The sequence below is a fragment of the Enterobacter asburiae genome, assembly GCF_008080435.1.
In the GTDB taxonomy this organism is placed as follows: Bacteria; Pseudomonadota; Gammaproteobacteria; order Enterobacterales; family Enterobacteriaceae; genus Enterobacter; species Enterobacter asburiae_C.
The window spans coordinates 507597-520983 of record NZ_VRKN01000001.1 but is presented as its reverse complement, the minus strand read 5'-3'; the positions used below and the strand labels follow the sequence as shown (position 1 = coordinate 520983).

Here is a 13387-nt window from a genome sequence, read left to right as displayed (position 1 = left end):
CCGGTGCGGGCTAATGAAGTGTTGACGCTGAAAAACAATGGGCGGATTAACCGCCTCTCTTTTACGCTGTTACACGCTCGTTCCATGCGTCCGAGTATTGGACGTTTCCGTCGCAATACTTCCAGGTAATGCGCTCGTAACGGAGCTGTATACCCTCGTTGTGATTATGTATCTGTAGCGCTGGCTCTTTGCAGTTATGCATAACAGGGTTAATACTAACTACCCGAACCTTTTCAAGCAGCATGTTAAAGTATTCCACTTCTTGTCCCGCATCGTTAATTTTATACCATTTAATCTCGGCACTTTTTAGCGTCTGTCCGGTGGCTACCGCTTTGTAAAGATACGGACTTGAGCTATCAAACTCTTTTTCGATTACGAGCGGCGCATGGAGGCGCGTACCGGTGATTTTGCCAGTTCCGTTATCGGTCGGAACTAATAAGCCATGACTAAAAGAAAGTACTTCAATGCTTCCTTCACGATCCTGTACATCAACAGATCCTTTGATGTCTGCGCCGCCATCGTCTTTAAGCCATAGATAAGCAGGAATAGCCATTTTCAAAACTCCTTTTTGGTAAGTAAACGACAATTAACGGTCAAAACAGGTCCGCATGTAATACAAATTGTGTTATTGATTGAAATGTATTACTTATTGAAATAAATAATAAAATTAATAAATTGATCTTAGACAGTACACCGTACCTCGATTGCTCTTATGTTGCAGGCTTTGCCTGGCTAAAGGGATAAATGATGGCATGTATACCAATTTACCCGCCTCGTGGGCTGGAGATTTTGCGGGAACACATCAGACTCGCGAGGGCGCGGCGTGAAGTACAGGATATGGCTGCTCCGCTTACATATATCTGGTTTTATCAGCGAGTCAGAAATGGCGGGCCGTGGGATTACAAACAAAAAAATCGGCTATGGGCTGATTTTGGTAACTTCCATTTCGGCTCAGTGGGTTATGCAGCATGTATTCCCGCAAAAATTTTACATATGGCCGCTGGCGCAGCGCAGTGGAAAGCAGGCACATCAAGAGAAGAATGGGGTAATTTCATGCAAGGTCCACCTTTCGGCGATGACCCGATTGATCAGTTCTGGATAAAACAGGGAATTGACTATGCTAAACAGCATCACTTTTAGAGTGCTGCATTGGATCGCCACTCTAATAATGGCCGTTGTGATCGCGGGGTACTGTTATTTACAGCATATGCAGTGCTTAACGGTAAGTGACAAGCTTTATGAGGTTCGCCAGCTCACACCAAGGACGTGGTTATACATCACCGAATACGCTGAGCCGGAAATGACGACGGGCAACGTTTACCGTTATTTTTTAGCAAGCAAGGTTGACGGCGATCCGATGGTGGCTCTCGAAAAACAGAATATCGCCCCGACGCTCACGGCGAATACTCCACGGGCAAAGGTTGATGGGATCGGCAATAACATCTCTTTCACTGTTCACGGGACCATATATGACTTTACTAGCTCTGCATTTTTTTATGACGCAGAGGGAATAGCGGTCGCACCGTCAATCGACTTAACCGCCCGAGGTGAAGGTTGGGATAAAGGAAAATTCAGCAGATAAACAGTTGCGGGCGATCTGTCGGGGCTGACGTCGAAAACCAGCTTCCGCCACTCACACCCCGCCCAAATAAGCCTTCCTCACCTCCTGATTTCCCAGCAGCTCCTCACCGCTGCCGCTCAGCCGGATCTGCCCGTTAACCATCACATACCCGCGATCGGAAAGCTTCAACGCGTGATGCGCATTCTGCTCTACCAGAAAGATGGTCATGCCGTTGCGGGCCAGTTCGCGCAGCGTCTGGAAGATCTGTTTCACCACAATCGGGGCTAAGCCCAGGCTCGGTTCATCCAGCAGCAGCAGCTTCGGGCGGCTCATCAGCGCCCGGGCGATCGCCAGCATCTGCTGTTCCCCGCCGGACATGGTCATCGCGCGCTGTTTGCGTCGCTCTTTAAGGCGAGGGAAGAGGTCGAACATGGTTTGCATATCCTCAGCAGCAAACTGGCTGCCGATGGGGATGGTCCCCATCAGCAGATTCTCTTCTACGGTCATATCCGGGAAGATTCGTCTGCCTTCCGGCGCCTGCGCAATGCCGCCGGACGCGACGTAGTGGGTGGATTTATGACTGATATCTTCACCGCCGAAAAGGATCTGCCCGTTGCGGATACGGGGCTGACCAAAGATGGACATCAGCAATGTCGATTTACCCGCGCCGTTTGCGCCAATCAGCGCCACGGTTTCACCCTTATTGACCTCGAGGGAGACCTGCTTCAGCGCCTGAATGACGCCGTAAAATACATCCACCTCGCGAAATGCCAGTAGTGGTTCGCTCATAGAGAGACCTCACTTTCATCCGTACCCAGGTAGGCGGCAATGACCTTTTCATCATGCTGGATCTGCTCGGGTTTTCCCCTGGCAATAACATCACCGTGGTCGAGCACGATAATGTCATCCGAAATCTCCATCACCATCCCCATATCATGCTCAATCAGTAATACCGTGAGGTCATGGTGATCCCGCAGAAAGCGAATAATGCTGCTCAGCTTATGCGTTTCAACCGGGTTAAGCCCGGCTGCGGGTTCATCCAGACAGATCATTTCCGGCCCGGTGCACATTGCTCGCGCAATTTCCAGACGCCGCTGCTGGCCGTACGACATCTCTCCCGCCAGGCGATTGGCGCACTCCACCAGATCCACCACTTCCAGCCAGTAGAAGGCTCTGTCCAGGGCGTCGCTTTCCGCTCGCCGGTATGCCGGCGTATTTAAGATCCCGGCGAGCAGATTGCGGTTCACGCGCATATGCTGCGCGACCAGCAGGTTTTCCACGACCGACATTTCGCGAAAAAGACGGATATTTTGAAACGTGCGCGCCAGCCCTGCGCGGTTGACCAGATGCGTTCCGCCAAACATTTTGTAGAACAGACGCTGCCCGAACTGCGCAGGGTTAATCCAGTCACCCGGCTGGAATTTTTGTCCAAGGACCTGAATAACTTTGGTCGTTTTATTGCGGGTATTAAATAAAATGTTGCCGCCGGAGGCTCTGTAGAAGCCCGTCAGGCAGTTAAACACGGTTGTTTTTCCCGCCCCGTTTGGCCCAATCAGGGCGGTGATTGAGCCACGCTGCACGTCCAGGTTGACGTCGTTTAGCGCCTTAATCCCGCCGAAGTGCATCATCAGATGTTCAACGCGTAATATCGTTTCGTTCATGGCGCGACGCCCTTACGCACGGCAAACCCGCTGCGGTTAATGCGGATCAAACCGCGTGGACGCCAGATCATCATCACTACCATCAGCATGCCAAACAGCAGGACGCGGTACTCGGCAAAACTGCGCAGCAGTTCCGGCGTTACCGTGAGCACAAAGGCGGCCAGCACCACGCCAAGCGTAGAGCCCATACCGCCCAGTACCACAATGGCGAGGATCAGTGCCGATTCAAAAAAGGTAAAGGAGGTTGGATTCACGAACCCCTGGTAGGTGGCAAAGAACACCCCGGCAATGCCTGCGGTCGACGCGCCCAGCGTAAAGGCCGAAAGCTTAACCAGAACATGATTTAACCCCATTGAGCGGCAGGCAATTTCGTCTTCACGCAGTGCTTCCCACGCCCGACCAATCGGCATCCGCGTCAGGCGGTGCTTGATATAGAGCACCAGCATCACCACCAGGAACAGCACCACGTAGATAAAAATAAACTTCATGTTTGGGTTGTAGGTCAGATGGAAAAATTCGTGAAAGGGCACGCCGCCTTCTTTCGCGCGTCGTCCAAATTCCAGACCGAAAAAGGTGGGGGGAGGAGCAGACACGCCGTTGGGTCCGCCGGTGAAGGTCAGCCAGTTGTTCAGTATCAGGCGAATGATCTCCCCGAACCCGAGGGTGACGATGGCAAGATAGTCACCGTGCATGCGCAGTACCGGGAAACCGAGCAGGGCGCCTGCGGCGGCGGCCATGATTGCCGCCAGCGGCAGCATGCTCCAGAAGCCTAAGCCGAGATACTCGTATCCCAGCGCCAGACCGTACGCCCCAATCGCGTAGAACGCGACATACCCCAGGTCCAGCAGACCGGCCAGACCCACGACGATATTCAGCCCCAGGCCAAGAAGCACGTAGATCAGCCCGAGAATGGCGACGGTCAGCACATATTTAGTGGCGACAAACGGAAAGCAAATCGCAAGGGTAATCACCAGAGGAATGATCCAGCGCATGCGGCTTTTGTATTCCGGTGGCCGGACATACACGCCCGCGCTATCGGCTTCGAAGCGCGCCTGGAAACGGGCACCTGCGGCGGTACCTAAAAAGGCGCTCAACAGAAAACGCCCGAGCATGACGATGCCAACTATCCAGGCCAGTCGTTGCCCGGCGAAGTTAAAGCTGTACCCGTCCAGCACCACGCCCGCTATGGGACCGAAGATAATCAGCGCAATCAGCCCGGAAAAAATCGCGTCCAGACTGCAGCGTTTAAGTGAAAAACCGTGTGATGTCATCACTCTCTCCCTCACACTTTGGCCACAATCGGGCGCCCAAGCAGTCCCTGGGGACGGAAAATAAGGATCATGACCAGCAGGCCAAATGAGAAGACATCTTTATAGTCCGAGTTCACCATGCCTGAGAACTGGGCTTCCGCCACGCCCAGGATAAGGCCACCGAGCATGGCGCCGGGGAGGGAACCGATGCCGCCGAGTACCGCCGCAGTAAAGGCTTTAATGCCGATCACGAACCCGACGTAGAAATCAAAGGTGCCGTAATTCATGGTGATCAACACCCCCGCCAGACCGGCCATCGCCGCGCCGATGACAAAGACCAGCGAAATAATCCGGTCGGTGTTAATGCCCAGAATGGAGGCCATCTTACGATCCTGCTGTACCGCGCGGCACATCCGCCCCAGCCGGGTATGGTTGATTATCCAGGTGAGCACCAGCATGCCGACAAACGAGGCAACCAGAATAAACACTTTGGTGTAGGTTATTTGCACGAACCCGTCGCCCAGATGCAGGCGTATAACACCGTCCAGCATGGTCGGAACCCCTTGCTGGCGCGGACCCTGGCTTAGCTGCGCGTAGTTTTGCAGGATAAGTGACATCCCGATGGCGGAGATCAGCGGCGCCAGGCGTGTGGAGTTGCGCAGCGGCTTGTAGGCGATACGTTCGATGGTCCAGCCATACACCCCGGTTACCACAATGGTGAACACCAGCGTCCCGAGGATCAGCAGCGGGAACGACTGCAGACCGAAGAAAGAGAGTAGCGCCAGGCCAATGGCGCAGAGATAGGCGGAAATCATATACACTTCGCCGTGGGCGAAATTGATCATCCCGATAATGCCGTACACCATGGTGTAACCGATGGCGATCAGGCCGTAGACGGAGCCCAGCGTTAAGCCATTAATTAACTGTTGCAGGAAGAATGTACTCATCTTAGCGCGCTCGTTTTATAGGCTGCGCAAGCCGCGCAGCCTGATGTTTATTACGCGCCGACGGGCAAGCCCGCCGACGTTGAGCGTGACTCCGTCCCGTTACTGCACTTCCTTATATTTTCCTTTGTCGTCCCACTGGTAAACCACGTAGTCAGACACTTTCAGATCGCCTTTGCTGTCCCAGGCTTTTTTGCCCATCACCGTGTCAACGGAATTGGCTTTCAGCCACTCGCTGGCTTTGGCGGAGTCCTTGCCACCGGTGGCCTTGAAGGCCGCAGCAATGGCCTGTACTGAGGCATAGGAGTAAAGGGTGTAACCTTCCGGTTCGAATTTACCGGCGCGGAATTTCTCGATAACCGCTTTCCCGTCCGGGATCAGGCGCGGATCTTTACCGAAGGTCATGTAAATGCCGTTGGTGTATTGCGGGCCACCCGCGGCGGTCACCGTCTCTTCGTTGACAATACAGTCGCCGGAGAAGAATTTTGCCTGCACGCCCTGTTCACGCATCTGGCGAACCAGCGGACCGGCTTCCGGGTGACAGCCACCGAAGAACACGACGTCCGGTTTTTGCGCGCCAATCTTGGTCACCAGCGCGTTAAAGTCTTTTTCACCGCGGGATAACCCCTCATACATCACATCCTGAACCCCGCGTTTTGCCAGCGCCGCTTTGGTGGCGTCAGCCAGGCCCTGACCATAGGTGTCTTTATCGTGAATGATCGCCACGCGTTTGGCTTTCAGCTTGTCGATGATGAAGTCGCTGGCAACCTGTCCCTGCTGGTCATCGCGACCGCACATGCGGAACATATCGCTCATGCCGCGCTCGGTGATCAGCGGGTTAGTTGAACCGGGGGTAATCGCAATAATGCCCGCGTCGCTATACACCTCGGAGGCGGGCATTGTGGAAGAGGAGCAGAAATGGCCGACCACGGCGTTGACTTTATCCTGGTCAACTAAACGGTTGGCCACGGCCACGGCCTGCTTAGGCTCACAGGCATCATCCCCCTGAACCAGTTTGATCTTCTCGCCGTTAATGCCGCCTGCGGCATTAATGTCTTCAGCGGCCTGCGTTGCGCCGTGCCAGTACTGATCGCCATAGGTGGCATTCGGACCCGTGAACGGCCCGGCCACGCCAATCACAATATCTGCCCGGGCGGAAAACGCCGTCACCAGACAACCGGCCAACACAAGAGAAAGAGGAGTTCTGATAAATTTCAGCGACATTATTATGTTCCTTAGCAAAGAGGTTTTTGCACCACGGCGTAAACCCGAACGCCCGACGGCGCAGCCAATCCAAAACACGAGCAAGAACAAAATGCACTAAACGAACAAGATACAGACGGCATCCTGCATATTACGGCGAGATTTCCCTGCGCAGGGTCGCGCGAAGAACGTTAAGCAAAAACGTTGCCAGAATGGTTAACCCATTGACGGGCTTGCGACATGTTTGAGTATAGAGCGCCGCGTTATGCCGCCTTGCGGGAGGAGAAGAAATTACAGCGGAGATCACATATCGTTAACAATAAAGCCCATAAGTTGTGCAACGGTCACGATTTGCACGTTTTTGCAGCAATAAAGACCTAAACTTCAGCCCGGAGAGGCGGGAGATATGTGTTAGGATCGTTTCCTTTTTGCAGGAGTGTCAGCGATGACTGAAGGCCCATTGAATGAAAGCGAAATGGCGTGGCTTGAAGAGACGTTAATGTCTTACGGTCATGATGACGCGTCCGTAATTGACGTGTCCGAACTGGACGGCATGCTTACCGCAGTGCTTTCCGGTCCTGTTGTCGTTGAGCCAGATGCCTGGCTGGTGGCGGTGTGGGGTGGTGAGAAGTACATTCCGCGCTGGAAAAACGATCGTGAGATGAACCGTTTTATCGATCTCTGCTTTAAGCATATGAACGATATTGCCGAGCGCCTGAGCGAGTACCCGGAACAGTTTGAACCGATGTTCGGTTATAACGACGTTGACGGTGAGAGCTATACCGTGGTGGAAGAGTGGTGCTATGGCTATATGCGCGGTGTGGCGCTGACGGACTGGTCAGCCTTGCCGGAAGCCCTGAAGGCCGATCTTGAGGTGATTGCGCTGCACGGGACGGAAGAGAACAGCGAAAAGCTGGATGAACTGTCCGAAGAGGAGTATATCGCCAGCATCGAGAGCATTCAGCCTGCGGCACTGCGTTTATATCAATACTGGGTAAACAACCCGCAGCAGCCGGAAGTGAAGAAGCCGACGGTGAACGGCACGAAGGTCGGGCGTAACGATCCGTGTCCTTGCGGCAGCGGTAAGAAGTTTAAGAGCTGCTGTTTGCACTGATAAAAAGGGGGCTGATGATAGCCCCTTTTTTTATTTATCCCACTTCTGGCAGCATCCCGGCTGCAATCAACATCTGCACCAGAATAATCACCACCCCACAGCCAAACACAACGCACAGCAGCGGTTTTCCTCCCGCCACGCGATATTCTTGCTGAGGATGCTGCTGGCGGCTCTTCCATGCCAGCAGGGAAGGGAGGAGGAGGGCAAGGATCGACAGCGCCACCCCTGCGTACCCCAGCGCCATCACAAACCCGCGTGGGTAAAACAGCGCAAAAGCCAGCGGCGGCAGGAAGGTGATTGCGCCCGTCTGTAACCGTCCGGCCACGGTATTGCGACGCTGGAAAAGGTCCGCCAGGTAATCAAACAGGCCGAGCGCCACGCCCAGGAACGAGGTTGCCAGCGCCAGGTCGGCAAACAGGTGCACCGCCAGCTCCACGTGCGGGGAGGTGACGACCTCGCGCAGGGCCAGCAGAAAACCGTTCAGGCCGGCGTGTTGCGCCATCAGCCCTATAAAGGTTGAAGAATCAATGCTGCCCAGCGTCACCAGTTGCCAGAAAATATAGGCGATCAGCGGGATAGCACTGCCGATAACAAAGACACGGCGCAGCTTGCGAATATCGCCGTTCATATAGCTGACGATGCTTGGCACGCTGCCGTGGAAGCCAAACGAGGTGAAAATGACCGGGATCGCGGAAAGCGCCAGCCCTTTTTCCAGCGGCAGCGTCAGCAGGTTGACCTTGTGCACATGCGGTGCCAGCAGGACCAGCATGACAATCAGGAAGAGAATTTTGGCGCTGAACAAAAAACGGTTAAACAGATCGACCAGCGATGTCCCCACGCAGACCACGCCGCCGCCGATGAGCGCAAAGAAGATAGCCCCGGTCGCAGGGGTAATGTCAGAGCCAAACCAGTCGTTGACGCTGGAGGCGATGAGTTCCCCGGCGCCGCTGATATAGGCGGCGGTCAGGGCGTACATCAGGAACATCATGCTAAAGCCGGTTATCCACTGGCCATAGCGTCCCAGATAGCGGGCCGCAAGAGAACCCAGACCAGTGTCGGCAGGCACATGCTGGTAAACCTCAAGCAGCAACAGTGCGGTATAACACATCAGCGCCCAGAGCGTGCCCAGCAGCAGCAGGGTCATGCCAAATCCCACGCCCGCAGCGGCCAGGGGCATTGCCAGCATTCCTGCGCCAATTGTCGTTCCGGCGACGATAAAAATACTTCCCAGGGTTCTGTTTTTCACGCTTTCCTCTACAACGATGCTTAACCGCGAATAAATCTGCGGCGCAGAGTAAGGCAAAAGGGGTAATTCGTCAAACCACCGTTACAAGGGGTGTAATGAAAGGTTTACGTATTGTGCTGCTGCCAATCCGACGCGGGGCGACGGTCAGGCGTGACGTAAACAAAGCGAACAGGGAATAAAATGCGTGTTTTAGGCGGGGGAGGGAAGGCAAATTAACGCGGTGCCGGAAACCAGCACCGCATTGATATTAATTCTGTGTATCAAGAGTGGAAAGTTCTTTATCAATAAAGTAAAGACCTTCGCCGGATTTCCCCACCAGAGATAATTTATCCAGCACGGATTTAAACAGCTTCTCTTCTTCGTGTTGCTCAGCGACGTACCACTGCAGGAAATTAAAGGTTGGATAATCCTGGCTGGTCATCGCCGCATGAACCAGTTCGTTAATTTTCTGCGTGATCAGCTGCTCGTGCTCGTAGGTAGCGCGGAACAGTTCATCGAGAGAATTATACTCCGCAAACGGTGATGCCACGGTGTCAATGCGCGGCAGGCTGCCCGTATCTGTCAGATAATCAAACAGACGCTGCATGTGGGTCATCTCTTCCTGAGCGTGACGACGCAGAAACGCGGCCGCACCTTCGAAACTGTGGTAGCTGCACCAGGCGCTCATCTGCTGGTAGAGCAGGGATGAAAAAAGCTCAAGGTTCATTTGTGCGTTGAGCTTGTCGATCATTTCAGTTTTCAGCATGGTGACGCTCCGGATTATTATTTCTGGTTCACAATGAGCGACACTATAATTTGTTATTTAATTATTTGCAAAACGTAAAATTTTTATTTTATTTATTTAAAATACGAATGGGAATAAAACGCATTGGCGATTTTTATAACTTATTAATGAGAATTATTTTTGTTCGTAATGAAATAAACTGCCAGCACGCGCTGGCAGCTTCGATTAATACCACGGATTATTTGACTTAGGATTAACGGCGTAACCCATACATTTATACTGGATAGTCACGCTCTCGTTCAGGCACACAGAGCCGCTGGTCAGGGTGCAGGTTTTAATGGGCTGACCATAGGCTGAGGCAGTGGCAAATCCCATGTTCTGACACGCTTTTGCCGCCGTGCCGTTATTCACATACTCATCGGAATACGCATTTTGCAGCGCTGCCTGGCCGTAGTCGAGGCGGACGATGCCGTTCGGCGCGTCGAGGCTGCTGACTTCAGCCTGGCGGTTAATACTACACCCCGCGAGCAGCAGGATTGTGCCGGCTACAATGACTCTTTTCATGGTTCGCTCTGAGTGGATGGAAATACGTTATCGTACCCGCAGATGCCCGCTGCAATGCCTGGAATAGCCGGACAATCTGCCCTCACTCTTCGCAACGGGTCAGCGGTGAGCGCTTTCAGGCCATACCCTGATGGAAATGTGATGTGCGTCACAAGTGTGTTGATTTTTGTGATAATGGTCATATTATAGGCACGTTGATAATAAAGTTGTATAACAAGTTAATGGAGCATCATCGTGAAACTGCGCAAAATCCTGAAAAGCATGTGGGCCAATTACTGCCGCACGTTCAAAGACGTGCCGCCGGGCGCCATGTTCTGATAAAAAAACCTGCTTCGGCGGGTTTTTTTGTACCTGCAGGCGATGAAGGGAAGATGTCAGGGGGCGTGTTTTGCTACTATGACGGCCTTTAAATAAGGAGAAAACCCCATGTCACAAAACCTGAGCGCCGATCAGGAGCTGGTCTCTGACGTTGTTGCCTGTCAGCTGGTTATCAAACAAATTCTTGATGTTCTGGACGTGATTGCGCCGGTTGAAGTGCGCGAGAAGATGTCTACGCAGCTGAAAAACATCGATTTCGCCAGCCATCCTGCTGCCGCTGACCCGGTTACGCTTCGTGCGATCCAAAAAGCCATCGCGCTGATTGAACTGCGATTCACCCCTCAGGGTGAGTCCCACTAAAGCAGGGAAATGGGCGACGGCAGGCGTCGCCCTTTGATGCGGTCAGAAGAACGTCTGGACCAGCAGGTAGCTTGCCGCACACGCGCAGCTTACCCCAATCAGCCCTGGCAGAATAAAGCTGTGGTTGATGATAAATTTGCCGATGCGGGTCGTGCCTGAACGGTCAAAGCCGATGCAGGCCAAATCACTTGGATAGGTCGGCAGGACAAAATAGCCGTATGACGCCGGGAAAAAGGCGATCAGCATCTTCGGGTCGATGCCAAGCATGAGGCCCATAGGCGCAACGGCCGTCAGCGCAGCCGCCTGGCTGTTCACCAGTTTTGACACCAGAAACAGCACAATGGCATACGTCCACGGGTGGCTTTTCACGACGCCTTCCAGCGCCAGCTTTAACTCATCGAGATGCGCCTGGAAAAAGGTATCGCTCATCCACGCCACGCCGAACACCGAGAAGATCGCCACCATACCGGCCTTGAACACCGCGCCGTTGGAAATCGCCGACGCATTGACCTTACAGGCCATTAGCATCACGGCGCCCGCAATTAGCATCATCATCTGAATGACAAGGTTCATCGACAGCGCCGTCATTTTGCCTTTCAGCTCAAAGGCGGGGCGCAGTTCAGGGAATGCCCCCAGCAGAACGACCACGGCAATACCGGCAAAGAAAATCCACGTGGACCAGTAGGCCTGTTTAGGGAAACGCTGATTCATTAACGTCTCCGTTCCGCCGTAGATAAACTCGCGCTGCTTAGGATCTTTCAGCTTTTCCTGAAACTCCATGTCGTCTGCCAAATCTTTTCCACGGCGTAAACTCCACAGGGCCGCAATGGCCACGCCGAAAAGTGAAGCGGGAACCGACACGGCGAGAATTTCCAGAATCCCCCACGCGTGGCCGATCCCATGCTGGGCCGCCAGGATGGACACCAGCGACACCACGGCAACGGAAACGGGGGATGCCGTAATCGCCATCTGCGATGCGACCGATGCCACGGCCATGGGGCGCTCGGGGCGGATCCCTTTTTTCAGGGCGATATCCGCAATGATGGGGAACATGGTGTAGACCACGTGCCCGGTGCCGCACAGGAAGGTCAGCATCCAGGTGGTGAAAGGGGCGAGCAGGGTGATGTGCTGCGGGTGTTTGCGCAGCAGACGTTCAGCAAACTGCATCATGACGTTGAGGCCACCCGCAGTCTGCAGCGTAGCCGCACAACCAATCACCGCGAGGATGGTCAGCATAACGTCTACCGGCGGCTTACCCGGTTGCAGACCAAAGATAAAACATAAAATAAAAAGACCAATACCGCTGATTAACCCAAGCCCCATACCGCCGAAACGCGTACCCGTCAGCAGGCAGAGGAGAATGACAACAAACTCAATGGTGATCATGATGCTCCCTCGTCAATGATTATGTAACTAAATAAATCATCACACGTTGTGTGGTTAATCATTGGGAGCCAGATCTGATTTGTTAAATTTCAGCAAAAGCAGAAGGTTGGAGCTTAGAAGGGGAACCTGCCCCCGGAACGGAAGCAGGTCAAAAGACTCAATGATGCTGCACGGCCACGATGTCGAGCAGATGACGGTCGGTTTGCTCAGGACATAAACCCGCCTGCTGCGCATTATGGATCTCATCCGCCAGCGTCTTCAGCAGCATGCCATCCTGCTGCTGTTCTTTGTCCATATCACGTAAGAATTTAAGCGTCGTAATGTCCTGCTGCGCTTTGGCTTCATCGGCCAGCTTGTTGAGGGTGCTGCAGCGTTGTTCATACTCTTCAAGCGTTTTCTGAAACAGCTCTTCCAGGCAAGAGTAGTTTTCATTGATCCCATCAAGGGCTTTAACGACAGGATTTGCCCCTGCGGCTTTCAGGAAGTTAAAGACACGCATCATATGGGTGACGTTACTTTGCGCCTGAGAGCGAAAGAATGTGGCAGATCCCGTGAGGCTATTCTCGGAACACCACGCACTTAAGTAAAGGTGCAGATTCGAGGCGTAGAACTCAAGGTTCATCTGCGCGTTAAGTTTTTGCATCATCGTTTGGGTAGCCATACTCATATCCTTATTGACTGTGGGACGTGATGTCCGTTGCTTAACCTGAGCGTCAGGCAAATACGAAGAAAAAGAGCAGAAATAGACATTCTGCCGTGACCGAAGTCGACCGAAATTCACTTCCTGTGTTCGATATAAATAAGCATACCCTTGTCTTTGGTCTAAGAAAACTCTTAATTAAGCTGTATTTACCATACATTACAAAGTTTAATATAGTACAGAAATGCAATTCGCTCGCCATGAATTGAACGTGGCTTAATGGTCTAATAATTAACGATTTTTATTGCAGTGATACACTGTTACTCTTTCGAAAATATTAAGTTGGAATAATGCTCCGTAAAAAAGAGAAATACGGATTAATCGTTTCGAATATATGATGTGCTAATAAAATTGCG

General features: G+C 52.9%; 16 protein-coding genes. 5 read left to right on the top strand and 11 right to left on the bottom strand.

Annotation, left to right across the window (positions count from 1 at the left end; translation table 11 throughout):
• Positions 1 to 61: 61 nt before the first annotated feature.
• Entirely contained in the window at positions 62 to 553 is a 492-nt protein-coding gene (locus FU672_RS02440; protein WP_148242002.1) for an Hcp family type VI secretion system effector, read from the bottom strand.
• 284 nt (positions 554 to 837) lie between these two features.
• On the opposite strand from FU672_RS02440, the gene FU672_RS02435 reads away from it, so the two are divergent.
• Together FU672_RS02435 and FU672_RS02430 are read left to right on the top strand one after the other, a co-directional pair.
• Entirely contained in the window at positions 838 to 1140 is a 303-nt protein-coding gene (locus FU672_RS02435) for a polymorphic toxin type 44 domain-containing protein (protein ID WP_262348994.1), read from the top strand.
• Positions 1118 to 1582: a hypothetical protein gene (locus FU672_RS02430; protein WP_148242001.1), complete on the top strand. Its 465-nt coding sequence runs from the start codon at positions 1118 to 1120 to the stop codon at positions 1580 to 1582. The genes FU672_RS02435 and FU672_RS02430 overlap by 23 nt, the downstream gene beginning before the upstream one ends.
• A 51-nt stretch (positions 1583 to 1633) precedes the next feature.
• On the opposite strand, the gene FU672_RS02425 is transcribed toward FU672_RS02430, so the two are convergent.
• From FU672_RS02425 to FU672_RS02405, 5 genes are all read right to left on the bottom strand, one after another.
• Positions 1634 to 2350 (bottom strand): ABC transporter ATP-binding protein, encoded by a 717-nt coding sequence (locus FU672_RS02425; protein ID WP_023336152.1) that lies wholly within the window; start codon positions 2348 to 2350, stop codon positions 1634 to 1636.
• The gene (locus FU672_RS02420) at positions 2347 to 3222 is read right to left on the bottom strand and encodes an ATP-binding cassette domain-containing protein (RefSeq protein ID WP_148242000.1); all 876 of its coding nucleotides are present in this window, start codon (positions 3220 to 3222) and stop codon (positions 2347 to 2349) included. The genes FU672_RS02425 and FU672_RS02420 overlap by 4 nt, the downstream gene beginning before the upstream one ends.
• Positions 3219 to 4493: a high-affinity branched-chain amino acid ABC transporter permease LivM gene (gene livM / locus FU672_RS02415; RefSeq protein WP_148241999.1), complete on the bottom strand. Its 1275-nt coding sequence runs from the start codon at positions 4491 to 4493 to the stop codon at positions 3219 to 3221. The genes FU672_RS02420 and livM overlap by 4 nt, the downstream gene beginning before the upstream one ends.
• Positions 4494 to 4504: 11 nt before the next feature.
• A complete protein-coding gene (locus FU672_RS02410; RefSeq protein ID WP_121424252.1) occupies positions 4505 to 5419 on the bottom strand; it encodes an ABC transporter permease subunit in 915 nt (304 codons plus the stop codon).
• A 99-nt stretch (positions 5420 to 5518) separates the two neighbouring features.
• Positions 5519 to 6640 carry a branched-chain amino acid ABC transporter substrate-binding protein gene (locus tag FU672_RS02405; RefSeq protein ID WP_148241998.1) on the bottom strand — a complete coding sequence of 374 codons (1122 nt, stop codon included), beginning with the start codon at positions 6638 to 6640 and terminating at the stop codon, positions 5519 to 5521.
• A 424-nt stretch (positions 6641 to 7064) separates the two neighbouring features.
• Between FU672_RS02405 and FU672_RS02400 the strand changes: the two genes are divergently transcribed.
• Positions 7065 to 7733, top strand: a complete 669-nt coding sequence (locus tag FU672_RS02400) for a YecA/YgfB family protein (protein WP_148241997.1) — start codon at positions 7065 to 7067, stop codon at positions 7731 to 7733.
• Between the two features lie 34 nt (positions 7734 to 7767).
• On the opposite strand, the gene tyrP is transcribed toward FU672_RS02400, so the two are convergent.
• From tyrP to yecR, 3 genes are all read right to left on the bottom strand, one after another.
• Entirely contained in the window at positions 7768 to 8919 is a 1152-nt protein-coding gene (gene tyrP, locus FU672_RS02395; RefSeq protein WP_262348993.1) for a tyrosine transporter TyrP, read from the bottom strand.
• A gap of 307 nt (positions 8920 to 9226) precedes the next feature.
• On the bottom strand, positions 9227 to 9724 hold the full coding sequence (gene ftnA, locus FU672_RS02390) for a non-heme ferritin (RefSeq protein ID WP_111964846.1): 498 nt from the start codon (positions 9722 to 9724) through the stop codon (positions 9227 to 9229).
• Between the two features lie 204 nt (positions 9725 to 9928).
• On the bottom strand, positions 9929 to 10267 hold the full coding sequence (yecR, locus tag FU672_RS02385; protein ID WP_148241995.1) for a YecR family lipoprotein: 339 nt from the start codon (positions 10265 to 10267) through the stop codon (positions 9929 to 9931).
• A gap of 234 nt (positions 10268 to 10501) precedes the next feature.
• Between yecR and azuC the strand changes: the two genes are divergently transcribed.
• Together azuC and FU672_RS02375 are read left to right on the top strand one after the other, a co-directional pair.
• A complete protein-coding gene (gene azuC / locus FU672_RS02380) occupies positions 10502 to 10585 on the top strand; it encodes a stress response protein AzuC (protein WP_014884364.1) in 84 nt (27 codons plus the stop codon).
• Between the two features lie 108 nt (positions 10586 to 10693).
• Entirely contained in the window at positions 10694 to 10945 is a 252-nt protein-coding gene (locus tag FU672_RS02375) for a DUF2766 family protein (RefSeq protein ID WP_008500405.1), read from the top strand.
• A gap of 42 nt (positions 10946 to 10987) precedes the next feature.
• Here the strand turns inward: FU672_RS02375 and FU672_RS02370 are convergent, their stop codons facing one another.
• Positions 10988 to 12331 carry an anaerobic C4-dicarboxylate transporter gene (locus tag FU672_RS02370; RefSeq protein WP_148241994.1) on the bottom strand — a complete coding sequence of 448 codons (1344 nt, stop codon included), beginning with the start codon at positions 12329 to 12331 and terminating at the stop codon, positions 10988 to 10990.
• Positions 12332 to 12488: 157 nt separating this feature from the next.
• Positions 12489 to 12992 (bottom strand): non-heme ferritin-like protein, encoded by a 504-nt coding sequence (locus tag FU672_RS02365; protein ID WP_148241993.1) that lies wholly within the window; start codon positions 12990 to 12992, stop codon positions 12489 to 12491.
• Between the last annotated feature and the right edge of the window lie 395 nt (positions 12993 to 13387).

Bases quoted from the DNA above. Each gene is read 5' to 3' on its own strand.
- FU672_RS02440 (WP_148242002.1), bottom strand. From the start codon at position 553: ATGGCTATTCCTGCTTATCTATGGCTTAAAGACGATGGCGGCGCAGAC.
- FU672_RS02435 (WP_262348994.1), top strand. From the start codon at position 838: ATGGCTGCTCCGCTTACATATATCTGGTTTTATCAGCGAGTCAGAAAT.
- FU672_RS02430 (WP_148242001.1), top strand. From the start codon at position 1,118: ATGCTAAACAGCATCACTTTTAGAGTGCTGCATTGGATCGCCACTCTA.
- FU672_RS02425 (WP_023336152.1), bottom strand. From the start codon at position 2,350: ATGAGCGAACCACTACTGGCATTTCGCGAGGTGGATGTATTTTACGGC.
- FU672_RS02420 (WP_148242000.1), bottom strand. From the start codon at position 3,222: ATGAACGAAACGATATTACGCGTTGAACATCTGATGATGCACTTCGGC.
- livM (WP_148241999.1), bottom strand. From the start codon at position 4,493: ATGACATCACACGGTTTTTCACTTAAACGCTGCAGTCTGGACGCGATT.
- FU672_RS02410 (WP_121424252.1), bottom strand. From the start codon at position 5,419: ATGAGTACATTCTTCCTGCAACAGTTAATTAATGGCTTAACGCTGGGC.
- FU672_RS02405 (WP_148241998.1), bottom strand. From the start codon at position 6,640: ATGTCGCTGAAATTTATCAGAACTCCTCTTTCTCTTGTGTTGGCCGGT.
- FU672_RS02400 (WP_148241997.1), top strand. From the start codon at position 7,065: ATGACTGAAGGCCCATTGAATGAAAGCGAAATGGCGTGGCTTGAAGAG.
- tyrP (WP_262348993.1), bottom strand. From the start codon at position 8,919: ATGCTGGCAATGCCCCTGGCCGCTGCGGGCGTGGGATTTGGCATGACC.
- ftnA (WP_111964846.1), bottom strand. From the start codon at position 9,724: ATGCTGAAAACTGAAATGATCGACAAGCTCAACGCACAAATGAACCTT.
- yecR (WP_148241995.1), bottom strand. From the start codon at position 10,267: ATGAAAAGAGTCATTGTAGCCGGCACAATCCTGCTGCTCGCGGGGTGT.
- FU672_RS02375 (WP_008500405.1), top strand. From the start codon at position 10,694: ATGTCACAAAACCTGAGCGCCGATCAGGAGCTGGTCTCTGACGTTGTT.
- FU672_RS02370 (WP_148241994.1), bottom strand. From the start codon at position 12,331: ATGATCACCATTGAGTTTGTTGTCATTCTCCTCTGCCTGCTGACGGGT.
- FU672_RS02365 (WP_148241993.1), bottom strand. From the start codon at position 12,992: ATGGCTACCCAAACGATGATGCAAAAACTTAACGCGCAGATGAACCTT.